We start from the raw sequence: 21,365 nt of genomic DNA, 5'->3' as shown, positions 1-21,365 counted from the left end.
GCGAAAAGAAATAAAAGACTATAAAATAACTACTATACTTTTATATTAAGGGGCATTTCATCATGAACATACAGAAAAAGGCTTTTTACACCGCTCTGCCACATACACTGCCTATTCTGGCAGGTTTTTTATTTTTAGGGATATCTTATGGTTTTTTCATGACCAGCAAAGGTTTTTCTCCCGTTTATCCTATATTCATGAGTATTTTGATCTACGCCGGATCCATGGAATTTATTACAGTCGGTCTTCTTATGTCTTCATTCAATCCTGCCGCCGCTTTTTTGCTTGCGATCACAGTAAATGCCCGTCACCTATTCTATGGTATTTCTCTATTGGACAAATTTAAAAATACCGGTAAAAAAAAGCTTTATCTAATTTTTGGTATGTGCGACGAAAGTTTTGTGATAAATTACACAGTTAAAATTCCTTCTGACACCGACAAAAGCTGGTTTATGGTCTTCGTGACAGCTCTTAATCATCTGTACTGGGCTGTCGGTGCTGCATTGGGCGCTATTTGCGGAAAATACTTTCAAATAAATACGCAGGGACTGGATTTTATTCTTGCCGCGCTATTCATAGTTATCATGCTTGAGCAGTGGTTGAATCAATCTGACCATGTACCTGCCATGAGCGGTCTTATAATTTCTATAATATGTCTTCTTATATTCGGCGATAATTTTATCATTCCGGCAATGATTCTGATGGTGTTTGCTCTGCTTATGCTGAAAAAATACAATGAGGTGCGCACAAATGCTGTCAACTGATGAAGCAATAATCACGATCGCTGCCGTTATAGGCGGAACCATGCTTACACGTTTTCTTCCCTTTGTTATTTTTTATCGTAATCGTACAACTCCTCTGTCGATAAAATATCTGGGCAATGTCTTGCCGACCGCCATTATAGCACTGCTCGTCGTATATTCATTGAAGGATACGGTCATATTATCCGGCAATCACGGCTTTCCCGAAGTCATTTCCACAACCGTCACTATCCTGCTGCATGTCTGGAAACGCAATATGCTGCTAAGTATAGCTGCTGGAACAATAACGCATATGCTGTTGCTTCAGTACATTTTCTCATCATAACCGCGATTCTGCATTCCAAGGCTGTCACTTGCACATGCCCGATTTATTACCGATCAGAAGCATTGGTTATTTATTCATGTTATAATAAATAGGTTCGTGTTTCTGCTATACTTTCTTCCAGCTGAATTTGAATTTAAACGAAATGAGGAATTTTTTTGTTAGAACAAAATATTAATCCTGCTATTGCCAGAGAGTTGAGCATAACGTCCAAACAGGTGGATTCCGCCGTTAAACTTATAGATGAAGGCAATACAATTCCCTTTATAGCCCGTTACCGCAAAGAGGCTACAGGCGAATTAAAGGAAGAACAGCTGCGAGACCTGTCAGAACGGCTGACTTATCTGCGCGGTCTTGTGAAAAGGCAGGCAGAAATTTTAAATAGTATCATGGAGCAGGGAAAACTTACAGATGAATTAAGGATCTCTATAGATAAAGCGGTCAGGCTGCAAGAATTGGAGGACATATATCTTCCCTATAAGCAGAAAAAACGCACTCGCGCTATGATCGCCCGAGAAAAGGGACTGGAGCCGTTGTCTCAGCTCATTATTGCGCAGAATATAAATACCGGTGATGTTGCTTCTTTTGCCAAAGCATATATAAATGAAGAAAAAGAAGTTTCCTCTGTTGACGAAGCACTTGCCGGTGCCATGGATATAATTGCTGAAGCAGAGACAGAAAAAGCCGCTGTTCGTGCATGGCTGCGCAAGTTACTATGGCAGGAAGGCATTATTGAGACGATACGTGATGAGGAAAAAGATCCCGAGCAGGCTTTTCTTATGTACGCACAATACAGTGAACCGATACGCACGCTGCCTTCGCATCGCATCCTGGCGATAAATCGGGGAGAAAAAAGAGGTTCACTGAAAGTAAAACTTACTGTTGATCATAACAGAACTATTCAACGCTTTTGTGAAAAAGTAATTGTGCGCGCATCTATTTTCAGCGCCGTCATAACGGAAGCTCTCTCAGATGGTTACAAACGCCTTCTATTTCCTTCTCTTGAACGTGAAATAAGATCGCTGCTCACCGAAAATGCCGAAAAACAGGCTATTAATATTTTTGGTGCCAACCTTAAACAGCTGCTTTTACAAGCTCCGCTGGCAGGTCATGTAGTCATGGGATTGGACCCCGGTTACCGTACCGGCTGTAAAATGGCAATCGTAGACGCTACGGGACAGATACTTGACCATGGTGTTCTTTATATTACCATGAGTGATGACGCAAGAGAAAAATCAGCGGACAAGGTTCTCCATTTGATAAAAAAGCACAATGTCACATTGATTTCTATAGGCAACGGTACGGCTTCTTTTGAAACAGAGGAGTTTACCGCCAAACTTATTGAAGAAAATAATCTTAATGTACATTATCTTATCACCAGTGAAGCGGGCGCTTCCGTTTATTCGGCCTCAAAGCTTGCCGTTGAAGAATTGCCTGATTATGATGTAACGATCAGGGGTGCTGTCTCCATAGCCCGCCGCATACAAGATCCTCTTGCCGAACTTGTAAAAATCGATCCCAAAGCCATCGGTGTCGGACAATATCAGCACGATGTCAACCAGAAGGAACTCGGCAGCACATTGGATATCGTTATAGAATCAGCAGTAAATCACGTAGGAGTCGCTTTGAATACAGCTTCAGCAGCTTTGTTAAAGCACATTGCCGGTATAAATGCTACGGTCGCGAAAAATATCGTTAAATACCGTGATGAAAACGGCGGTTTCAAAACCCGTAAAGAAATTCTAAAAGTATCCCGTCTTGGACAGGCCGCCTACACTCAGTGTGCAGGATTTTTACGCATTGCCAATGGCAATATGCCTTTCGATAATACACCGGTACATCCTGAGTCTTACGAGCTTGCCGAACAGATTTTGGATAGGCTTGGTTTTTCGCTGTCAGATATGGCAGATAAGAAAAAAATGGATTTTCTAAAGGCAAAACTAAAATTGATAAAACCGGAAGACATAGCGGCAAAACTTGAAGCGGGTGTACCTACCGTACGTGATATAATGGATGCTCTTGCCAAACCCGGCCGCGATCCGCGTGATGATCTGCCTGCACCGCTGACGCGTAAATCTATCGTCAAGCTTGATGATATAAAAATTGGCACGGTTATGCGCGGTACTGTCAGAAATATCACAGATTTTGGTGTGTTTGTCGATATAGGTATAAAAACAGCAGGTCTTATCCATATTTCTGAACTAAGCTACAAAAGGGTCAAGCATCCTTTGGATGTTGTCTCTGTCGGTGACATTCTTGACGTCATGGTAATAAATGTCGATGCCGGCAGAAATAGAATAGGGCTCAGCCTTAAGCAAGTGCCAAAAGGAAAAAATGTCTGATGAAACTACTAGAAAAAACTGTAAATAATATAAAGAATGTCAATGACATAAGATTGACCTCGGCCGGAAAAATATTGGCAGCAACTTTGAATAAAAACAACGCTCTCGGCGGCCTATCCGACATATTCTTCAGCTATGCCTCAATTACAAATCAGTCTGATCCGCAGCCGCTCAAAAAAGCTGCTGTTATAGCCTGCAGTGATCATGGTGTCTGTGATATGAATGTAAGCGCATATCCGCAAAAAACCACTGTTGATATGACACGAAATTATCTCATCAGCAAAGGTGCCGTAGCCAACGCCATGACAAACTTTTCTGACGCAAAAATGCTCGTAGTCGACATGGGAATTGCTGCAGATATGAGCACTTTACCGGGACTTATCAATAAAAAAATAGCATGGGGAACAGAAAATTTTGTATATGGGCCGGCAATGACACGCGATTCCGCCATAAAATCTATAGAATCTGGCATAAAGCTTGCTGACAAGCTCGCAGCTGAAGGCTATAACTGTTTTTTACTCGGCGAAATGGGTATAGCCAATACCACGTCCAGTGCAGCTATCGCGGCATCTGTATGCGGCTTGAACCCAGAGCAGGCCACCGGCAGAGGAACTAATATATCCGACAGCAGACTGAAAATAAAAATTGATGTTGTAAAAAAAGCACTTATCACAAATAAACCGGATCCCCATGATGGGCTGGATCTGCTGTCCAAGATAGGAGGTTTTGAGTTCGGCTGTCTCGCCGGTGCCATTCTCGGCGCTGCCGCCAATGACTGTCTGATAATCCTGGACGGCTTCAATACGTCAGCCGCAGCTCTTATTGCCCAAGCCATATGTCCCCTGTCTGCCAAACATATAATGCCTTCGCATCTCGCCGGTGAGCCCGCACATCAGGCAGCCCTGCAGAAACTCGGCTTGTCTCCATATATAGATTTGCGCCTGCAGCTCAGTGAAACGGCAGGTTCTTCTGTAATTGCCCGCTTTATTGACTTAACTGTACAATTATATAATATGCTGAAGGCAGACAATCTGCCCGCCGATGTGATCTCATTTGATCAGCTGCCGCATCAGCCTTATGAGACAGACGAGAATATAGTGAATCTGTGCCAGGAGCGCATAGATAATTTGACAAAACCAATAAAATGCCTGGGAAAATTTGAAGATATAGCTATTTTTTTGGCAGGATTTTTAAAAAAAGTTAATCCCGTTATGAATGATATAATACAAAACAAAGTCTCATTGCTGCCATACATTTTTGATATGAGCCGCTGCCTAAAAATATCTGTCACCAACGCGTATGCCGCTGAAAAAATTGGTCTCATACTTATCGACGGAGCGCTTCACATGCTTAACGATATGAAAACATTTGCAGAAGCTGCCGTTTCTGTTGCCAATGACGGCCCAGGCGCCGGCAGACAAAAGGAAATTTAAGGTTGCATAATGAAAAAAAAATTCTTTAAGGAAATCACAAAATTCTTTGCAGTAATGCTTATTTTTTTTCTGCTGACTGCCCCTGTGATAATTTTGTTCGGCCCTTTTGCAAATTTAAAACGCACTGTTGTGGGTGCAATATTAAAAAGCAAGCACCCGCAATACATAACATGGCTCTTTTCGCAGGATGAACTCAATAAAATAGTAGGAAACAACGATTCCCCCCAAGAACAGGAACTGCTGAAATTTACGGCAAACACCAGCGAATCCTTAAAATTGCATACTATCGAATCAGCCCGCTATAAAGGCTTCGTACTGGAAATTCCAGACCCCAAGCGCATACAGATAGCCACGTCTGACCAACTTGGCGAAAAGGGAGAAACGACCAGTAATATTGCTATTGATAACAAAGCCGTCGCGGCAATAAACGCCGGTGGTTTTTATGACGACAACGGAACAGGAACAGGCCGTAAACCTTATGGTTTCATCATACACAATAAAGAATTTCTCTTGGGACAGGATTATCTGCCGGAAGAAACCAATGAATTTGTCGGTTTTAACCAGGAGGGCAATCTGCTCGTCGGCAAATACAGTAAAAGAGATCTGCAGCAAATAGGCGCACAGGAGGGAATTTCTTTTGGTCCTCCGCTCATATTAAACGGGAAAAAAATGATCACAAACGGCGACGGCGGCTGGGGAATAGGTCCGCGCACAGCTATCGGCCAGCGCAGAGACGGGACTATTTTATTTTTAGTAATTGACGGCCGTCAGCCGCCGTATTCTCTTGGTGCCACATTAAGTGATGTTCAGGATGTTTTATATGAAGAAGGTGCCTATACAGCCGCAAATTTGGACGGCGGCTCCAGCTCCACTTTATATTTCAACGGATCGGTCATCAACAAACCCGCAGACCTTCTTGGTGAAAGAATGATACCAACAGCATTTATCGTAAAATAGGAGAGCTTTATGAGTCTTTGGAAAATATTCTTATCCTTTATTTTAGTGATTATAATTCAATGCGGCACATATTATTATATAGACAGTGTCATTCTGGTTGCTACAGAAAAATTTCATATCAATGATGAAGCACAGCAGACACTTGACCTCGATGCGGATGGACATACACTTTATTCTTATGATAAAAAATTTGCAGCAAAAGTAGCAGATGATCAGGTGAGTATTTATTCATTGGGAGACAAAACCGAAAATACACACAATATTGAGCTGGACGGCGAAAAAGTATCATTTTTTGAATGGCTGCCTGATCGCAATCTGGCTATTTTAACTCTTTATGGAATAAATCCGCAGACTAAAAAATATGAGGTACTTATCAGGCAGTATAATCCTCTTATGCCGGAAAACAAGGCAGAAACTGAGCTGAAAAATATTCCCGCAGACAGCAAGATTGTTGATGTGGCATATTCTACCGCCACTAATGTAATCTATATGAAATTGCAGGTCGGCGAAAACAAATTTCAAATATACCGTACAGATGCCAATTATGATACGCGCCGCATTTATGTACAGGCAGAAAATATAGGTAAAATAGCAGTATTTCCCGACAAAGATATCTTGCTTTACGATAATTTAAAATCAGGAACAGTCTATATGTTTAACGGGGGTTCCGGCGGTTGGCGGACAATATCTCCCGCCGGCCGGTTCCGCCTCTTGGGTACAGCAAATGAAAATATCTTCATCGCAAAATGCGATCAGCAGAATAATAACGCCATACTCGCAGCTTATCAGGGAAAACTCGGCATAGGTTTCGAAAAAATTATAGCTTACGAAAAACCCGAAGAATTTTCAAAAATAACTTTGGAAAAAATACAAAAAATATAACTTTCATATCAACACTTATAATGAAAATGCCATAATTACGCTTTTTGTGAAACAAGTTCAAAAGGCAGCGGATGAAAAACAAAAGCTGCTGGCTAACAGGGAACTATTGTGTCATAATGGATTACAGCGTATCAATAATTATTGAAAGAGGTGCCTGCCATGTTAAAGGATTTAATCATCAAAAATCGCTCATATAGAAGATTTTATCAGGAAAAATCTATAAGCACAGCTGTTTTGGAAGAATTGGTCGATTTGGCCAGAAATTCACCATGTGGTGCCAACAAACAAAATCTGAGATTTTTTCTGTCTGCCGACAACGAAAAAAACAGCATTATCAATAAATGCATATTTTGGGCCGGCTATTATACTGACTGGGACGGTCCTGAAGATGGCGAAAAACCAAGCGCATATATAGTCATCGTGAAGGATACATCTGCCGGCAGCGGCATGGCGCAGGATGAGGGCATTGCTGCGCAGAGTATTCTTCTTGGTGCAGTCGAAAAAGGTATGGGTGGATGTATTATTGCCAACATTAACAGAAAAGATTTGAAGCAGCTGCTTGCGCTTGAAGAAAAATATGAGATTGCTCTGGTGCTGGCAATCGGTTATCCAAAAGAAAAAGTGGTCATTGAAGAATTGAAGCAAGATAACGATATTAAATATTGGCGCGATGAAAAACAGATTCATCATGTTCCCAAGAGAAAATTAGATGATTTGATCCTAAATTAAAATTTTATACCGTCAGTTTTATATTTAATGGACAGGATATTTATATCCGCCGTCGCAAGGAGAGATCTATATGAACTGGAAAAAATTTGCGTCAATTATTCTTGCCGTTGGGGTTGCGGGAGCTATCCTCAGCGGCTGCGGCGCAACAGAAAAAAAAGACGCAGCGGATTCTGCTGACAAGGAAATAAAAATAGGAGCGACTGCCGGTCCGCATGCTGAAGTTGCGGAAGAAGTTGCTAAAGAAGCTGAAAAACAAGGTATAAAAGTAAAGGTCGTCGAGTTTTCAGATTATCTTATGCCCGATACCGCATTAGCCGAAGGACAATTGGATTTAAACAGCTATCAGCATGCTCCCTTTCTGCAAAATTTCACACAGCAGAATAATGCCGATTTGATTCCCATCGGTACTACCATCCTTATGCGCATGGGAATTTACAGCAACAAATACCATGATATAAAAGACATTCCCGACAATGCCACGATAGCCGTTCCAAACGATCCTACAAATGGCGGACGCGGCCTCATGCTCTTGGAAAAAGCCGGCCTTATTAAGCTCAAAGAAGGAGTGGGTTTCAAAGCCACGACAGCCGATATTGCCGAAAATCCAAAACACTTGAAAATTCAGGAACTGGAGGCTGCGCAGCTTCCGCGCAGTCTGGATGATGTTGACGCGGCAGCTATCACCATGAATTATGTGATGAGCGGCGGCCTTGATGTAAAAAAACAAGGAATATTCCTGGAAGACAAAACAGAACCTTTAGCAGTTATGATACTAGCTGCAAGAGCAGCGGACAAAGATAATCCGACCTATAAAAAAATAGCGGAGATATTTCATTCCCCGGCAGTAAAACAATTTATTGAGGAAAAATACAAGGGAACGATTGAACCCGCAGAATAATAACATATAACAGATCGTAAATAAAAAATCGTGCTTACATTAATCTTCCAAATTAATGTAAGCACGATTTTTTATTTATAATAAGTTCTATCAAAAAAGGCCTAAAATTTCTCATTCAAAGACAACGATCCAAAAACATTTCATGTTATCTGCATAATTTTTTACACTATATGAGCACTAAAAGATATATGATAAGATAAATATCCATAATAAAGTTATTTTCTTATTTTTTTTAGAAGATTATGATAAAATAATTTTTCCGTGATTATTTTATACCCAAGTCATACAGTATTTTGTTTTTGCCGTTGGCATGAATAGATGTCCTCAATAGAGCAGTTCAATATTTTAGCCAGCATCAGCAATTTTTCCACGCGCGGTATAGAGATTCCAAGCTCCCATTTACCAACGGTAGTACGGTCTACCCCAATTTTATCTGCCAGCTGCTTTTGCGTAAATCCTAATTTTATCCTTTTCTCCTCGATGACGTTCATCTTCTCACTCCTTGATTTATAATAGATAATATTTTCTCATAATCTTATTATATAGCTAACATTCTCATTGTCAATATAATTAGAGAATTTATTCTCATATACAAGAGAAAATTTAGCTCTTATAATTATGTATGAGGTGAACTATATGCTCGGAAGCAGATTAAAGGAACTTAGGATACGAAGAAAAATGAGTCAGCAAAAACTGGCTGATATGGTCGGTGTCAACCGAACCACCATAGGAAAATATGAATTGAAAAATGTTCGTCCGGCTTATGAAGTATTGGAAAAGATGTGCCGTATCCTGCATACAACGCCTGAATATCTGAGCGGTTTTGATCAGATATATCCATTGCATGAAGAGGAACCGTTGGAGCTTATCAACTTTATCAGAGAAGAAAACTATACTTTAAACGGCATGCCGGTTACCCAAAAGGAAAAAGAACGTCTTTCGAAGATTATTGAAGTCTTATACGGTGATGATGAAATAAAACCCAATAAATACAAGAAGAAATAAAACTGAAAAAATCGCGCCTTATTCTGTCAGTTGCGCCTTATTCTGTCATAAGATATAATTTATCTGTACAGTAATAACAGTATAAGGTGCAAAATTTATGGCAAAAGAAATGAAAAACGGATATACTACCGGTTCCTGCGCCGCAGCCGGCGTAAAAGCGGTGCTCCTGTTTATGCTGAATAAAACTATATCCACAGAAGTTGAATTGACTGCTCTAAGCGGAGAAAAACTAATCATCCCCATCAAATATATCAATATTTCAAAAGACGGCATATGGGCCGAAGTGATCAAAGATGCGGGCGACGACCCAGACATAACACACGGCGTATCCGTTTTCACCAAAGTGACGTTGAATAATAATAGTGCCGTCAAATTTTTTGCCGGTGACGGTATCGGCACAGTCACAAAAGAGGGCCTTTCCGTACCGGTAGGACAGCCTTCAATAAATCCTGGACCGCGCCGAATGATGACAACAGTAGTACATGAGCTGCTGCCTGAAGGACAAGGCTGCGATATTACTATTTCCATCCCTGCCGGGAGAGAGCTGGCCAAGCGCACATTAAATCCGATACTTGGTATAGAAGGTGGCATTTCTGTGATAGGCACAAGCGGCGTGGTGCGCCCTATGTCGGAAGAAGGTTTTAAAAACTCTCTCACCCCTCAGATAGATGTGGCCCTGGCCGCAGGTTTTTCTGATCAGATTTTCGTCCCGGGAAAAATCGGTGAAAATATAGCCGTAGCTTTAGGCCTGCCGCGGCAGGCCATAGTACAAACAAGCAACTTTATAGGTCACATGCTTGAATATGCCGCCGACAAAAATTTGAACGGTGTTTTACTTCTCGGCCATTTAGGAAAGCTGGTCAAGGTATCAGCCGGTAATTTTTACACACACAGTAAGATTTCTGATGCCAGACTGGAAACAATCGCAGCTTATTCAGCCTTTTTGGGAATGGAGCAGGCGGGTATAAAAAGAATTTTTAACTGTATCACAACTGAAGCTGCCATGACAATAATTAAAGAATATCATCTTGAACAAGAACTTTACCCGCTTTTATGTGAACGTGCCAGCATCCGTTCTATGCAGCATGTGTTTCAAAAGCTGAAAATCGGAACAGTAATGGCTACACTGAAGGGCGAGCTTCTGGGAATGGATGAAAACGCAAAAAGGATAGGCGAAAAATTACATTGGAATATAAAATAACAGTAGTAGGTATCGGCCCCGGATCAAAAGATTATATTTTGCCGATTGCTTTAAAGAAAATCAATGAAGCTGAGGTTTTAGTCGGCGGAAAACGTGCATTGGCAGACTATGCATCAGAAGGCCAGAAAACAGCACCGATCACGGTAGATATACAGGCTGTAATCGCTTTTATACGCACACAATCATTAGAAAAAGATGTAGTGGTAATGGTATCGGGAGATCCCGGATATTACTCCTTATTACCGGCGCTGCGCAACGAATTTACGTCATCCAGGCTGGAAGTCATTCCCGGTATAAGTTCCATGCAAATGGCCTTTTCACGCATAGGCATTCCCTGGCAGAACGCAGACCTCATGAGCCTTCATGGAAGACTCCCCGATTATGCATCGCTTGCCTATGAAAAAGGGCGCATTGTTGGAATGCTGACGGATGACGAACATAATTCACAGCGCATAGCAATGCTCCTGCTTGATGCCGGATGGCCACAGAACACACCTGCCTACATATGTGAACATCTCTCATACCCTGATGAAAAAATTTTCGCCGTCAGCCTTTTGGAAGCCACGGCCAGAGATGCCGTAAGGCATTGCATAATGGTGGTGATGGGATAATGCATATACCGGGAATCAGTGATGATTTATTTATCCGCGGCAACGTGCCGATGACAAAAGAAGAAATACGCATCCTGACCTTATGCAAAGCATCTATTCGCAGCGACAGCATCGTTCTTGATATAGGCGCCGGTACAGGATCGCTTTCTGTCGAGGCGGCTCTGATGGCTGAAAAAGGACATGTATATGCCATAGAAAGAAAACCAGAGGCGGCAGCCTTGATCAGGAAAAATGCTGCAAAATTTAATGTCGAAGCCAGACTTTCTGTGATAGAAGGAACTGCGCCCGATGCCATGAATAAAATAGATAATTATGATGTAGTTCTCATCGGCGGCAGCGGCGGTAATATTTCGGAGATACTTGACGTGATCACCGCACATATCAATCCGGGAGGAAGGATCGTTGCCAACGCAATCACCGTACAAAACACTGCTGCTATCCTTGATTATATGAAGCAAAACGATATGTATGAATATGAATCCATTCTCATTCAGGCCAGTCGTCTCGGAAAGGCGGGAGCTTACGACATGATGATAGGAATGAATCCCGTTTATATAATAACGTGCCGCGTAAAATGAAAATACAGTCCGGTATAGCCTCTTACGGGGTTATGCCTGACTGTATTTTCATTTTATGGACATGCATTGCCATGAAGCTCCTAGTACAAATTTTCCGTTCAGAAAAGCTGAACCCTTCTGCCGAAAACACCTTCCCCTCATACGCAGCGTCTGTATCTTCATTATGATTGTATCATTAATACATACCGGCGCTTTTATTTTGACCTTGCGGACAGCAGTAACAACGAATATCTCCGATTCCGCCGGAGCAATCATCCGTGAACCGGCACCACCGCATTGCATCAATGATTCCAAAAGTATCATCGACGGTACATAAAGGTTTCCCCCAAAGTTTTGATAAAAAATGATATCATTGTCATATTTTTTACTTCCGATGATAACTCCATTATCAACAGATAATATTTCATCGACGAATAAAAATGGTTCCCGCTGCGGTAAAAAATCTTTAATTGTTTTCATCAAAAGACTCCATAACTATTTTTTGCAATACAATTTTATCGACTTTGCCATTTGCATTTAAAGGAATTTTTTGCAAAAAAATTATTTTTTGTGGAGAATACCCAGCATTCTGCCGGCAAAAATGAAAAATTTCTTTTATTTTTATATCATCTGTTTTCGATACGATTGCCGCAGCTAATTTCTCTCCCCGCAGCTTATCGGGAAAAGCAAATACAGCTGCATCTTCCACCTGAGGATGTTCTTTAAGATAAAACTCTATTTGTTCAGGCTGTACCTTCACACCGCCTATATTTACAGTACCACTTTTCCTGCCGTAAAGAGTAAGATATCCATCGTCGCTGATAGAACCGAGATCTCCTGCAGTTGCCTTAGGCCTTCTCGACGGAATCAGGTAAGGACTTTCAACCCAGACCTCACCATCCACTATCTGAGCGCTGACTCCGGGAAACAGCTTCCCTGTGCTGTACGGCCTTTCAAGCAGATCGTGCATATCCGCATAACTCACATGGCCGAGCTCGCTCGCACCATAGTACTCCGTGATAGAAGCCGCAGGAAAATACGCATGCAGCTGAACAACTGTTTTTCTGTCTATTTTTGCGCCTCCTGTTACCAACGATGTTACACCGATATCAGGAAGTTTTACAGCCTTTAAAAGGATACTATAATGTGCAGGGACCATAAAGACTGCACTTACAGAATACATCTGCATTTCCCTTAGCCATGTTTGAGGCAGCCTGTTTCTTGCAACTATGACTGAAGCACCGGCAAAAAAAGCGTGTATACATGCATTCAAATTAGCAGTATAGGCCATCTCGCCGACAAGATAAAGAACATCCCGTGCTCCGATATTAAACAATTTACTTTGCCATGGAAATGCTGCCATCCAGCTTTTGTGATCACGCAAAACTATTTGGGGAATGCCAGTAGATGATCCAGAGCTCATCGCTCCAAGAAATATGTCTTCCGGCCTTAAACCAGGACATTGATGAACAGCCTTATTTTTGAAGTCCTCCAATGCGGCTTTCTTGGTTATCCCGTGTTCTTTCATCAATCGTTCTGCCAGTTTTGCCGGTATCCTGCTATTGGCCATTACACATATGCCGCCTGCCTTGATGATTGCAAAAAAACACAGGAGCTGCCGTATGGGATCACTTTCCTGAAGAAAAATCTTTTCACCTTTTTTTATAAAATCTGCAGAATCTGCCATCATCGAACTTTGGTTTTCCAAAAATCCATATGTGATTTCCGTACCATTAAAACTGAGACAAATTTTATCCTTCGGCTGACATTTGAGCAGATCAGTTATAAGCATTTACATTTATCCTTTGCAGAAGTATTGCTGTTGAAAGCCCGCCCACAGCACCGATGGATGCAATTCCCATTTTTCCACGCCTTTTTTTTAAAGCTTGCAGCAGATGCAGCAGAATTATTGCACCGGAAGCCCCATATGGATGGCCAAAAGCAATAGCTCCTCCCAAGCTGTTAAGTTTTTCAAAAGACAAATCAAGCTGACGGCAGCACGCTATCATTTGAACAGCGAAAGCTTCATTTATTTCCACTATATCTATGTCGTCTTGCAGTGACAATTTCTGCATCTGCAGCATTTTTCTCATCGCATAAACAGGCCCCAGCGGAAAAATATTGGGATCACAGCCCAGCGTGACTGCCGGAGAAACAACGGCTTGCACCGTAAGTCCATATTCGGCCGCAGCTTCAGCCGAAGCCAATAATACAAAGGCAGCTCCATCATGCTTGAGACAGGAATTACCGGCAGTAATACTGCCGTTTTTAACAAAAGCACTTTTCAAGCGGGCAAGCAATTTCAAGTTCATGTTTTGCTTTGGTCCTTCATCTTTATCAATGCACTTTCCTTCTGAATTCAAAGGCAGGATAATGTCTGATAAAAAGCCGTCTTTTTGTGCGGCTGAAGCCTTTTTATGACTATTCAGGGCAAATTCATCCATTTCCGAACGCGAGACCGCAAAATCCGCCGCCATCGTTTCTGCTGCACTGCCAATGTCAGGGTTTCCCACCCACTCCGGTGAAAAAGGCGCTTGTTCATAATAAAAATCAGGCCCCTTATAGCGAGGATCATTAGCATGGAGCCGCCTGCTGGGAGCCAAAGAATTACTTTCTGCGCCACCCGCAATAACAAGCTGTGCGCGGCCTGACTCTATCATAGCCGCTCCCATATCAATCGACGTAAGCCCGGAACCGCACTGCGCGTCAACAGTAAATGCCGGTACCGAATACGGCCATCCTGCTTCCAAAACACAAACTCTGGCAATATTTCCCCCGGGACCGACCACATTACCTGCAACAACAGCATCTATACTTTCCGGTGTAAGCGAATATTTTGCCAAAATGCCATTGAGGACAGCCGCAGCTAATTTTTCCGGAAGAAAACTTTTCAAACAGCCATTTTTTTTACCAATTGGTGTGCGTAAGCCTCCTATCAGATAAGTCTCAGCCATCCCTTCTCACTGCCCCCGGAATATTCCTGCGCAAAGTTCTTGCCAATACCGTCGTCACCAAGGCCTTCAGTAAATCTCCAGGAAGAAAAGGAAGTGCTCCCGCAAAAAAAGCCTGCCCGACTTCCAGATGTGTAACAAATATCAGCCAGGGAATCGCTATTGCGTATACTACAAGCATACCGCCGATGATGTTCGCCGTCAATAAACGTGCCCAATTATTGCTGCTGCCGATGCAAAAAGAAATTATATATGCCCCGACCAGAAAACCGGCATAATATCCGCCGCGCGGTCCCAATAAAATCCCCATCCCTCCGGCAAAACCGGAAAATACCGGTAGTCCTGCTGCACCGAGCAGGATCACTATCAGCACACTATATGCCGCTCTTTTCGGAGGCAGTACACTTGCCGCAAGCATAACTCCCAGACTTATTCCTGATATAGGGACCGGTCCTATGGGAATAGAAATGAAACCAAGAACAATAATAAGTGCTGCAAAAAGTGCGGAATAAACAAAACCTTGTAATGACGCTGTACTTTTTGTCAAAATATCCCCTCCTGTATTATTTTATATAACGATTAAACTATCCTGCTGCTTTATCACTGCCGTATATGCTGCTTTTTATAATCTTAGCAGGACAAAACAGTTTTTTTAATTTATTTGGTTATTGACTGTCAAAAGTATAAATTATTATGCAAAAATAGTCAACTTTTCAGTATCAATCAGTTTACCAAATAAAAAAACCCCATAAAGGGGTAATAAATATTACTAAAAATATTGCGACCGAGTCATTATAAAAAAACGCTCACTTTATAAATTTGTCTATGGCGGTCTTTAGTTTTTCAATCGTCTCATTATCATTTGTTTTAGCCGCATCAACTATGCAGTGCTCCATATGATCCTTCAGAATCAGCTTGGAAACATTTGTTACGGCAGCATTAATCGCTGCCAGCTGAATCAAAACATCGCTACAGTCACGTTCACTTTCGACCATACGGCGGACAGCCGTCATATGACCGATAATACGTGCCATACGATTTAATACAGCATGTGTCTGCGTGTGCTTATGAGTATGCGCATGAGCGTGATGTACGGCATTTTCATCTGCGTGCAGTTCAGCATAATCATCTTCACGCAGATCGATTTCAATGCCATTTTCTTCATTTTTCACTTTTTTCAGAGCCATCAGCTTCATCCTTTTTTTTCAATAAAAAAAGTTCTCTATTATATTCATTATATTTGTCCATCGACATCAACACTAAATTTTTACCGTTTGCCCGCTGAATAATAAGTACTTCATTTTCATCGACAGCCTGCTCTGCATATACGGTAAATTCTTTGAGAAAAGCTGAGGACGGTATTACCTTCATAAAATTCTCCTGTTCAACACGAACTCTTGCCAAATTTGGGATGTGATACCGGCTTCAGACTCAATCTGTGAACAATATTCATCGCTTCCGCAAAACTTACATCAAAACGCTCTCCGAATCGTTCAAAAATGCACAGAGGATTCAGCATGCCTATTTCAGATGCCGGCATATAAACATATTCTTTATTGATACCATCACCATAGATTGTTCCGCTTTTTAAAGCAGCTTCTGTCATTGTCGGCATAAAAAAACTCCCTTAATTCAAAACATATTTCTTCGCCATAAGAATATAGCACAGCAGCCAGCCAAAAATATAGCAAGCACGGATACATATATAAATCCCATGGGGTCATCACTAAAAGGAATCGCCACATTCATTCCGAAAAAACCGGATATAGCAGTCGGAATAGCCAGTATAATCGTCACTGCCGTTAAAAAACGCATTACAAGATTCAGATTGTTGGACATGATCGAAGAAAAAGTATCAGCCATACGTGATAATATAGTGCTGTACATGTCTCCCATTTCACGAGCCTGTTTATTTTCTATAATTACATCTTCGAGCAAATCCTCATCTTCCTCATAAACCTTTATAATTCCCTGCACAGTGTGATTTAAACGTATACGCATAAGTTTATCCAGCACGGCAGCATTTGATCGCAAAGAAGCATTAAAATATGTGAGGCCTTTTTGCAGTTCAAGCAGCCGCAGAATTTCTCGATTCTGCAAAGAATCACGCAGCCTTATTTCTATTTCATCAGATAATTTATCGATCTGCCTAAGATAACGAAGATAATAAGTTGCTGATTTGTAAAGTATCTGCAATAAAAACCGAGTTTTTTTAAAGGTTCTGAAATTATTGCTTATCTGCTGATTAAATTCAGATATTACTGGTGTATCTTCCAAACATACAGTAATAATATGCTCGCTGGTCAAAATAATAGCCAGCGGAAGAGTATCATACATTTCCGGTCCTCTCATTACCGGCAAATTAGTAAGTACCATAATGGAATTATCTTCTACATCTATATGTGACCGTTCTTCATTATCAAGCGCCGACCGAAGAAAATCCGGTTCAACCTCTGTCAAATTGCTGACTACTTTCAGCTCGTACGGCGTGGGAGAAACTATATTGATCCAGGCTCCCTTTTCCAGTGTTTTTAAACTTAATTCCTGCAGAGGCCCTGATTCCAATGATTTATATATTTTAAGCGTGATTTATGATGAAATCTCCCTTCAAAATTGGAAGCACATAGCATAAACCACAAGGATGTATGGTGCATACTTCCAGATTATTCTATTGTATAAAAGCACCGTCGCGGATGGTCTGCATCCATAATCCTCGCCTCTTCTTCTAATAATTGATAGAAATATCCACTAAAATATTACCCTAAACCATATGATAAGTCAATGATTTTAGCATTAATAACACATAAAATTTGACAACAGATTATTTAGTTGCTATAATAATGAAGCATTGCGCTGGAGAGGTGTCCGAGCGGTTTAAGGAGCTGGTCTTGAAAACCAGTGATACGGCAACGTACCGTGGGTTCGAATCCCACCCTCTCCGCCATATAACAGTAAGCTTTAAGGTCTGCCGAGGGGCAGGCCTTTTTTGTTGTCCAGTGACTTCTGACAGCCTGCTTTTTCTATTACAAATAAAAGTGTCGCAAAATTGCTGATATTACCCAATTTATTCGCCCATACAAATTATCTTCCATTAAAATTTCTCTTGCAGCTTATCTATAAATTCCTGTTAAAACAGTCTGAAGATAGCTTCCTCCCGTTTCGACAATAGAAAATTCTCCATTTGCGAAACACCAGCTTGCCATCATTCCTCTGACACTGGTTTCTAAATATAAAAATGTTTTTTCAGCAGTATATCCGTCCATAAAAATACCTGCTTTTTCTCCCCGCTGCAGCAATTCTTTCAGCTTTATACTAAAAGTACGTTTATCAAGATGTTCGCACGGCCCTGGCACACAAGCAGAAAAATTCATGGCATACGCCAGACAAGTCAATTCATAGCCTATATATTCCGTAAAGGAAAATTCCAGCATCAAAAATTTTTCAATTTTATCCTGCACTGTCGCCATTGGATCAGCCAATATAAATTTTTCAAACTTTTCATTTATAAAAGCTGTCATATCAGCATAATAACAAATATAGATTGAATAGATTATGTTATTTTTTAGCAGATTGAAAATTTATTTTAAAAAATGTCATATTATTGTCACATATTCTGAAGAGCAATATGCTATCTTATACATGTAAAAAGTAAATAAATATTTACAATAAGAAAGAGTGACTAATATGTTCAAGTTAAAGGCAAAAAAACTGACTGCGCTAATACTTTCCTCCTTTATGTCCATAACAGTTTTAGGAACAACGCTTGCCGAGGCGCATCCGAATGATAATCCTCCGCCACGGCAGGAAGAACCACGCCACCCAAAACACAATGAAGATGGACATTCCACTGGCGAAGTGACCACAGCTGCCATTGCCGGTGCCGTGGTCGGTGCCGTAATAGCTAAAAACACTTGATTTTATTAAATAAAAGAAAGAAGTAATAATGTATGCTTAAGTCACCAAAAGGAAAAATAACGGCTTTTGTATTATCAGTACTTGCCGCAGCTAATATATTCGGTGCGACCATCGCGTCAGCCAATCCGCACGGCAATTTCCCGCCGGATCGTTACGATGCTCCGCCGCCTCATCATTATCACCATCATAGACATTGGGTCGACGGTCATTGGTCCCATGGTCATTGGATCGATGGACACTGGGATAATGATCGTCGTTGAACTTTCATCAATTTATATTTTGCCATAAAAACTGCCCCCCATGAGTTGGATTTTTTAGATCCAGCTCATGGGGGGCAGTTCAAGACAGCAGCGTTTTTTATATAAGAAAGGATGCCCTCTCAGCCAAGCTGATGATTATTTTAAATTGTGCTCATCAGCTACTTTATAAACAAATTTAACCGCAAAATAGATGGCATCTTTGGTAATCTGTTCGCACAAATGCGGAGGATCATTCGGTGAAAACCCACGCGGACGCAATTCTTTACATTCTATACTACTAAATTCATTTTGAAATGCATTTACATATTCATGGCATATATCTGCTATCTTATCTTGTTCTAAATCTTTCTCCTTAAAATATATGCCAAGAAACATCAGCATTCCCTGAACTAAACCGCACTGCAATCTGTTTCTTCCTGCGCTTAGCCCTGATACAGCAGAAAATATTTGCTGGCTTACTTCCATTTCAAATATCTCACTTAATATTTTTAAAGAGGTTGCCGCACAACAATAATCATATTTCCAATAACAATCATGAACTCTTATATTTACAATATTTTTCAATGGCATTATTATCACCTTCTTTGTATGAGATGGCAATATTATAGCATAAAGAACAGTCAGTAAAAAAGCTTATTTCATCCTCTCAAATAAAGACCAAAAATTACTCCATGTTAAATAAATTCTTATGCGGCTATTATACTCCCATCAAAATTTTAAAAAACACAATATTATTTATAGATCCATATTTCCACGATGGCGGTCGTTCCAATATTTTTTTCACTTTCATAGTGAATTTCTCCGCCTAAGAGTTCTAAAATCCTCTTTACTATGGACAGTCCGAGGCCGCTCCCCTGCTTTTTGTGGGATTCTTCGCATTGATAGAATTTATCAAAGATCTTAGACATTTTTTCGTTTTCAATGCCGATTCCCTCATCCTGAAAACTGACAATCAGTTTATTTTCTTTTATGTACTCATTAATATGGATCGTGCTGTTTATTGGGGAATATTTCATTGCGTTATCAATAAGATTTATCCAAACCTGCATCATAAGCGATTTATCAGATTCTACGACTGCTTCACAAAAATTCAGATCAAACTTATGTCCACTCTCACTCCATTTTTGTGACAGCAAAATAACTGCACGGCGAAGTTGTTCATCCACCCGAACCTTATCATTTCTTACAACAATTTTTTTATGATCCAAATGTGACATTTGCAGCATATCCTCACCGAGTATTGATAATCTCCTTGCTTCCTGATATATAAGTGTCAAATATTCTTTTTGCTTTTGTTCTTCAAGCAGCTCATCCAAGAGCAGTTCCGCGACACTCGTAATTGCGGCAACAGGTGTTTTTATTTCATGGGAAACATTGCTCATAAAATCTTTGCGCATGTAATCCATACTTGAAAGTTCTTCTGCCATTTTATTTACATTGGCGGCCAGTTCATCAAGTTCGTTAGCGTAAAGATAACTTCCTTTTTTCCGTTCATCACGTTCGATCCTGACATTGAAGTTTCCTTCTGCAATCTCATTTACGACCGGATTTAATTCTTCGATAGGCTTTAATAACCGCCCGAAAATTATGTATAGTGTAATCCCTCCGCTGATCATACTTAGAATACATGCCAAAAAACACATGATAATCCCCGAAACTAAGGTAATGGGGCCATGATAAAACAGCCATGCTCCTACTACGACAATACTGCAGGAAATCAGACAAGCACAGCATAATGTAATAATAGATATAAATGTAATGTAAGGACGAAGACTCATCTTCCTATTTTTCATTTGCCACCATCTGGTACATTAACTTTCGCTTTATAGCCCAGTCCTCTGATCGTAACGATCTCAAAATCTGTACTGGACTCAAATCTGCGGCGAATTTTTTTAATATGGGCATCAACGCTCCGTTCATCAGCCTCTGATTCCATACCCCATATCTCATCCATAATTTCAAGCCGCGTAAAAATTTTATTGGGATTGCTGAGCAGAAGGAACAGCAAATAACATTCTTTAGGCGGAATATTGTATTCCCTCGAATCGACCTTGATCATAAGTGTACTATAATTGAGAAACATCCTTCCTATGACCAATTTCTGTTCATTGGCAATTTTCGCTCGTCTGAGCAGTGCATTCACCCTGAGAACCATTTCTTTGAGATTAATCGGCTTAATCATGTAATCATCTGTTCCCGCTTGAAATCCTTTTTCTAAATCCTCCATCTGTCCCTTCGCGGTGATCATGAGCATCGGCAGCTTATACGCCGCTTCTCTGAGTTCCCGCGTAAGCTTATATCCATTCATTATCGGCATCATAATATCTGTAACCAGCAAGTCTATATATTCTTTATCAAGTATTTCCAATGCTTCTTTACCATTGAATGCCGAAAAAGTCTTGAATTTTTCATACTTTAATTTTGCACAGATCATTTTATTTAAAGTCTCATCATCTTCAACAACTAATATGGAAAATATGAGCCCACCTTCTTCCCTCAATATTTCTGTCTATAATATAAAGCTCCCTCAGAGTGGCATTC

27 protein-coding genes and 1 tRNA gene are annotated in these 21,365 nt (G+C 40.8%); 15 read left to right on the top strand and 13 right to left on the bottom strand.

Annotated features, from left to right (window positions below; all coding sequences use genetic code 11):
* The first annotated feature begins 62 nt into the window (after positions 1–62).
* From NXG61_RS06465 to NXG61_RS06430, 8 genes are all read left to right on the top strand, one after another.
* Positions 63–764 (top strand): AzlC family ABC transporter permease, encoded by a 702-nt coding sequence (locus tag NXG61_RS06465; protein WP_307225245.1) that lies wholly within the window; start codon positions 63–65, stop codon positions 762–764.
* Positions 751–1,086 (top strand): branched-chain amino acid transporter permease, encoded by a 336-nt coding sequence (locus tag NXG61_RS06460; protein WP_196603412.1) that lies wholly within the window; start codon positions 751–753, stop codon positions 1,084–1,086. The genes NXG61_RS06465 and NXG61_RS06460 overlap by 14 nt, the downstream gene beginning before the upstream one ends.
* A 155-nt stretch (positions 1,087–1,241) precedes the next feature.
* Complete coding sequence (locus NXG61_RS06455; protein WP_196603411.1) at positions 1,242–3,425, top strand: Tex family protein; 2,184 nt, start codon at positions 1,242–1,244, stop codon at positions 3,423–3,425.
* Positions 3,425–4,858, top strand: coding sequence for a nicotinate-nucleotide--dimethylbenzimidazole phosphoribosyltransferase (locus NXG61_RS06450; protein ID WP_196603410.1), 1,434 nt, complete (start codon positions 3,425–3,427; stop codon positions 4,856–4,858). The genes NXG61_RS06455 and NXG61_RS06450 overlap by 1 nt, the downstream gene beginning before the upstream one ends.
* A gap of 9 nt (positions 4,859–4,867) precedes the next feature.
* A complete protein-coding gene (locus NXG61_RS06445; protein ID WP_196603409.1) occupies positions 4,868–5,815 on the top strand; it encodes a phosphodiester glycosidase family protein in 948 nt (315 codons plus the stop codon).
* 9 nt (positions 5,816–5,824) lie between these two features.
* Entirely contained in the window at positions 5,825–6,697 is an 873-nt protein-coding gene (locus NXG61_RS06440) for a hypothetical protein (RefSeq protein ID WP_196603408.1), read from the top strand.
* 159 nt (positions 6,698–6,856) lie between these two features.
* Entirely contained in the window at positions 6,857–7,426 is a 570-nt protein-coding gene (locus NXG61_RS06435; protein WP_307225244.1) for a nitroreductase family protein, read from the top strand.
* Positions 7,427–7,496: 70 nt separating this feature from the next.
* A complete protein-coding gene (locus NXG61_RS06430; protein WP_196603406.1) occupies positions 7,497–8,324 on the top strand; it encodes a MetQ/NlpA family ABC transporter substrate-binding protein in 828 nt (275 codons plus the stop codon).
* Positions 8,325–8,605: 281 nt separating this feature from the next.
* Here NXG61_RS06430 and NXG61_RS06425 read toward each other — a convergent pair whose 3' ends face one another.
* The gene (locus tag NXG61_RS06425; RefSeq protein WP_307225243.1) at positions 8,606–8,815 is read right to left on the bottom strand and encodes a helix-turn-helix transcriptional regulator; all 210 of its coding nucleotides are present in this window, start codon (positions 8,813–8,815) and stop codon (positions 8,606–8,608) included.
* A gap of 145 nt (positions 8,816–8,960) precedes the next feature.
* Here NXG61_RS06425 and NXG61_RS06420 point away from each other — a divergent pair, with 145 nt between their 5' ends.
* The 4 genes from NXG61_RS06420 to cbiT all read left to right on the top strand — a co-directional run bounded on the left by NXG61_RS06420 (position 8,961) and on the right by cbiT (position 11,719).
* A complete protein-coding gene (locus tag NXG61_RS06420; RefSeq protein ID WP_269140316.1) occupies positions 8,961–9,329 on the top strand; it encodes a helix-turn-helix domain-containing protein in 369 nt (122 codons plus the stop codon).
* Between the two features lie 97 nt (positions 9,330–9,426).
* Positions 9,427–10,530 carry a cobalt-precorrin-5B (C(1))-methyltransferase CbiD gene (gene cbiD / locus NXG61_RS06415; protein WP_307225242.1) on the top strand — a complete coding sequence of 368 codons (1,104 nt, stop codon included), beginning with the start codon at positions 9,427–9,429 and terminating at the stop codon, positions 10,528–10,530.
* Complete coding sequence (cbiE, locus tag NXG61_RS06410; protein ID WP_307225241.1) at positions 10,515–11,141, top strand: precorrin-6y C5,15-methyltransferase (decarboxylating) subunit CbiE; 627 nt, start codon at positions 10,515–10,517, stop codon at positions 11,139–11,141. Before cbiD ends, cbiE begins: the two co-directional genes overlap by 16 nt.
* Positions 11,141–11,719 (top strand): precorrin-6Y C5,15-methyltransferase (decarboxylating) subunit CbiT, encoded by a 579-nt coding sequence (gene cbiT / locus NXG61_RS06405; protein ID WP_307225251.1) that lies wholly within the window; start codon positions 11,141–11,143, stop codon positions 11,717–11,719. Before cbiE ends, cbiT begins: the two co-directional genes overlap by 1 nt.
* Positions 11,720–11,767: 48 nt before the next feature.
* On the opposite strand, the gene NXG61_RS06400 is transcribed toward cbiT, so the two are convergent.
* The 8 genes from NXG61_RS06400 to NXG61_RS06365 form a co-directional block, all read right to left on the bottom strand.
* Entirely contained in the window at positions 11,768–12,178 is a 411-nt protein-coding gene (locus NXG61_RS06400; protein WP_196603400.1) for a 3-hydroxyacyl-ACP dehydratase FabZ family protein, read from the bottom strand.
* Positions 12,165–13,490, bottom strand: a complete 1,326-nt coding sequence (locus NXG61_RS06395; protein ID WP_307225240.1) for a class I adenylate-forming enzyme family protein — start codon at positions 13,488–13,490, stop codon at positions 12,165–12,167. Before NXG61_RS06395 ends, NXG61_RS06400 begins: the two co-directional genes overlap by 14 nt.
* Entirely contained in the window at positions 13,477–14,652 is a 1,176-nt protein-coding gene (locus tag NXG61_RS06390; protein ID WP_196603398.1) for a thiolase family protein, read from the bottom strand. The genes NXG61_RS06395 and NXG61_RS06390 overlap by 14 nt, the downstream gene beginning before the upstream one ends.
* Positions 14,645–15,196 carry a biotin transporter BioY gene (locus NXG61_RS06385; RefSeq protein WP_307225239.1) on the bottom strand — a complete coding sequence of 184 codons (552 nt, stop codon included), beginning with the start codon at positions 15,194–15,196 and terminating at the stop codon, positions 14,645–14,647. Before NXG61_RS06385 ends, NXG61_RS06390 begins: the two co-directional genes overlap by 8 nt.
* 259 nt (positions 15,197–15,455) lie before the next feature.
* Positions 15,456–15,836 carry a metal-sensing transcriptional repressor gene (locus NXG61_RS06380; RefSeq protein WP_196603396.1) on the bottom strand — a complete coding sequence of 127 codons (381 nt, stop codon included), beginning with the start codon at positions 15,834–15,836 and terminating at the stop codon, positions 15,456–15,458.
* The gene (locus NXG61_RS06375; RefSeq protein ID WP_196603395.1) at positions 15,811–16,020 is read right to left on the bottom strand and encodes a type II toxin-antitoxin system Phd/YefM family antitoxin; all 210 of its coding nucleotides are present in this window, start codon (positions 16,018–16,020) and stop codon (positions 15,811–15,813) included. The genes NXG61_RS06380 and NXG61_RS06375 overlap by 26 nt, the downstream gene beginning before the upstream one ends.
* Positions 16,021–16,033: 13 nt before the next feature.
* Positions 16,034–16,264, bottom strand: a complete 231-nt coding sequence (locus NXG61_RS06370; protein ID WP_196603394.1) for a hypothetical protein — start codon at positions 16,262–16,264, stop codon at positions 16,034–16,036.
* Between the two features lie 17 nt (positions 16,265–16,281).
* On the bottom strand, positions 16,282–17,238 hold the full coding sequence (locus NXG61_RS06365) for a magnesium transporter CorA family protein (protein ID WP_307225249.1): 957 nt from the start codon (positions 17,236–17,238) through the stop codon (positions 16,282–16,284).
* Between the two features lie 266 nt (positions 17,239–17,504).
* Here NXG61_RS06365 and NXG61_RS06360 point away from each other — a divergent pair.
* A tRNA-Ser gene (locus NXG61_RS06360) sits at positions 17,505–17,593 on the top strand.
* 166 nt (positions 17,594–17,759) lie between these two features.
* On the opposite strand, the gene NXG61_RS06355 is transcribed toward NXG61_RS06360, so the two are convergent.
* Entirely contained in the window at positions 17,760–18,116 is a 357-nt protein-coding gene (locus NXG61_RS06355; RefSeq protein ID WP_432748987.1) for a hypothetical protein, read from the bottom strand.
* Between the two features lie 217 nt (positions 18,117–18,333).
* Here NXG61_RS06355 and NXG61_RS06350 point away from each other — a divergent pair, with 217 nt between their 5' ends.
* Both NXG61_RS06350 and NXG61_RS06345 read left to right on the top strand, forming a co-directional pair.
* Entirely contained in the window at positions 18,334–18,564 is a 231-nt protein-coding gene (locus NXG61_RS06350; protein ID WP_196603391.1) for a hypothetical protein, read from the top strand.
* Positions 18,565–18,596: 32 nt separating this feature from the next.
* Positions 18,597–18,824, top strand: a complete 228-nt coding sequence (locus tag NXG61_RS06345; protein ID WP_196603390.1) for a hypothetical protein — start codon at positions 18,597–18,599, stop codon at positions 18,822–18,824.
* 135 nt (positions 18,825–18,959) lie between these two features.
* Here NXG61_RS06345 and NXG61_RS06340 read toward each other — a convergent pair whose 3' ends face one another.
* From NXG61_RS06340 to NXG61_RS06330, 3 genes are all read right to left on the bottom strand, one after another.
* Positions 18,960–19,394, bottom strand: coding sequence for a C-GCAxxG-C-C family protein (locus tag NXG61_RS06340; RefSeq protein ID WP_432748986.1), 435 nt, complete (start codon positions 19,392–19,394; stop codon positions 18,960–18,962).
* A 161-nt stretch (positions 19,395–19,555) separates the two neighbouring features.
* Positions 19,556–20,617 (bottom strand): HAMP domain-containing sensor histidine kinase, encoded by a 1,062-nt coding sequence (locus NXG61_RS06335; protein WP_196603388.1) that lies wholly within the window; start codon positions 20,615–20,617, stop codon positions 19,556–19,558.
* Positions 20,614–21,324: a response regulator transcription factor gene (locus tag NXG61_RS06330; RefSeq protein WP_307225236.1), complete on the bottom strand. Its 711-nt coding sequence runs from the start codon at positions 21,322–21,324 to the stop codon at positions 20,614–20,616. The genes NXG61_RS06335 and NXG61_RS06330 overlap by 4 nt, the downstream gene beginning before the upstream one ends.
* Positions 21,325–21,365 lie beyond the last annotated feature (41 nt).

This window comes from Pectinatus haikarae (assembly GCF_050916305.1).
Classification (GTDB): Bacteria; Bacillota; Negativicutes; order Selenomonadales; family Selenomonadaceae; genus Pectinatus; species Pectinatus haikarae.
The sequence above is the reverse complement of the archived record's forward strand: the minus strand, read 5'-3'. Positions and strand labels throughout refer to the sequence as shown.

Excerpts from the sequence above, each read along its gene's own strand:
- NXG61_RS06465 (WP_307225245.1), top strand. The coding sequence starts at position 63 with ATGAACATACAGAAAAAGGCTTTTTACACCGCTCTGCCACATACACTG.
- NXG61_RS06460 (WP_196603412.1), top strand. The coding sequence starts at position 751 with ATGCTGTCAACTGATGAAGCAATAATCACGATCGCTGCCGTTATAGGC.
- NXG61_RS06450 (WP_196603410.1), top strand. The coding sequence starts at position 3,425 with ATGAAACTACTAGAAAAAACTGTAAATAATATAAAGAATGTCAATGAC.
- NXG61_RS06445 (WP_196603409.1), top strand. The coding sequence starts at position 4,868 with ATGAAAAAAAAATTCTTTAAGGAAATCACAAAATTCTTTGCAGTAATG.
- NXG61_RS06440 (WP_196603408.1), top strand. The coding sequence starts at position 5,825 with ATGAGTCTTTGGAAAATATTCTTATCCTTTATTTTAGTGATTATAATT.
- NXG61_RS06435 (WP_307225244.1), top strand. The coding sequence starts at position 6,857 with ATGTTAAAGGATTTAATCATCAAAAATCGCTCATATAGAAGATTTTAT.
- NXG61_RS06430 (WP_196603406.1), top strand. The coding sequence starts at position 7,497 with ATGAACTGGAAAAAATTTGCGTCAATTATTCTTGCCGTTGGGGTTGCG.
- NXG61_RS06425 (WP_307225243.1), bottom strand. The coding sequence starts at position 8,815 with ATGAACGTCATCGAGGAGAAAAGGATAAAATTAGGATTTACGCAAAAG.
- NXG61_RS06420 (WP_269140316.1), top strand. The coding sequence starts at position 8,961 with ATGCTCGGAAGCAGATTAAAGGAACTTAGGATACGAAGAAAAATGAGT.
- cbiD (WP_307225242.1), top strand. The coding sequence starts at position 9,427 with ATGGCAAAAGAAATGAAAAACGGATATACTACCGGTTCCTGCGCCGCA.
- cbiT (WP_307225251.1), top strand. The coding sequence starts at position 11,141 with ATGCATATACCGGGAATCAGTGATGATTTATTTATCCGCGGCAACGTG.
- NXG61_RS06400 (WP_196603400.1), bottom strand. The coding sequence starts at position 12,178 with ATGAAAACAATTAAAGATTTTTTACCGCAGCGGGAACCATTTTTATTC.
- NXG61_RS06395 (WP_307225240.1), bottom strand. The coding sequence starts at position 13,490 with ATGCTTATAACTGATCTGCTCAAATGTCAGCCGAAGGATAAAATTTGT.
- NXG61_RS06390 (WP_196603398.1), bottom strand. The coding sequence starts at position 14,652 with ATGGCTGAGACTTATCTGATAGGAGGCTTACGCACACCAATTGGTAAA.
- NXG61_RS06380 (WP_196603396.1), bottom strand. The coding sequence starts at position 15,836 with ATGGCTCTGAAAAAAGTGAAAAATGAAGAAAATGGCATTGAAATCGAT.
- NXG61_RS06375 (WP_196603395.1), bottom strand. The coding sequence starts at position 16,020 with ATGAAGGTAATACCGTCCTCAGCTTTTCTCAAAGAATTTACCGTATAT.
- NXG61_RS06370 (WP_196603394.1), bottom strand. The coding sequence starts at position 16,264 with ATGCCGACAATGACAGAAGCTGCTTTAAAAAGCGGAACAATCTATGGT.
- NXG61_RS06355 (WP_432748987.1), bottom strand. The coding sequence starts at position 18,116 with ATGGCGACAGTGCAGGATAAAATTGAAAAATTTTTGATGCTGGAATTT.
- NXG61_RS06350 (WP_196603391.1), top strand. The coding sequence starts at position 18,334 with ATGTTCAAGTTAAAGGCAAAAAAACTGACTGCGCTAATACTTTCCTCC.
- NXG61_RS06345 (WP_196603390.1), top strand. The coding sequence starts at position 18,597 with ATGCTTAAGTCACCAAAAGGAAAAATAACGGCTTTTGTATTATCAGTA.
- NXG61_RS06340 (WP_432748986.1), bottom strand. The coding sequence starts at position 19,394 with ATGCCATTGAAAAATATTGTAAATATAAGAGTTCATGATTGTTATTGG.
- NXG61_RS06335 (WP_196603388.1), bottom strand. The coding sequence starts at position 20,617 with ATGAAAAATAGGAAGATGAGTCTTCGTCCTTACATTACATTTATATCT.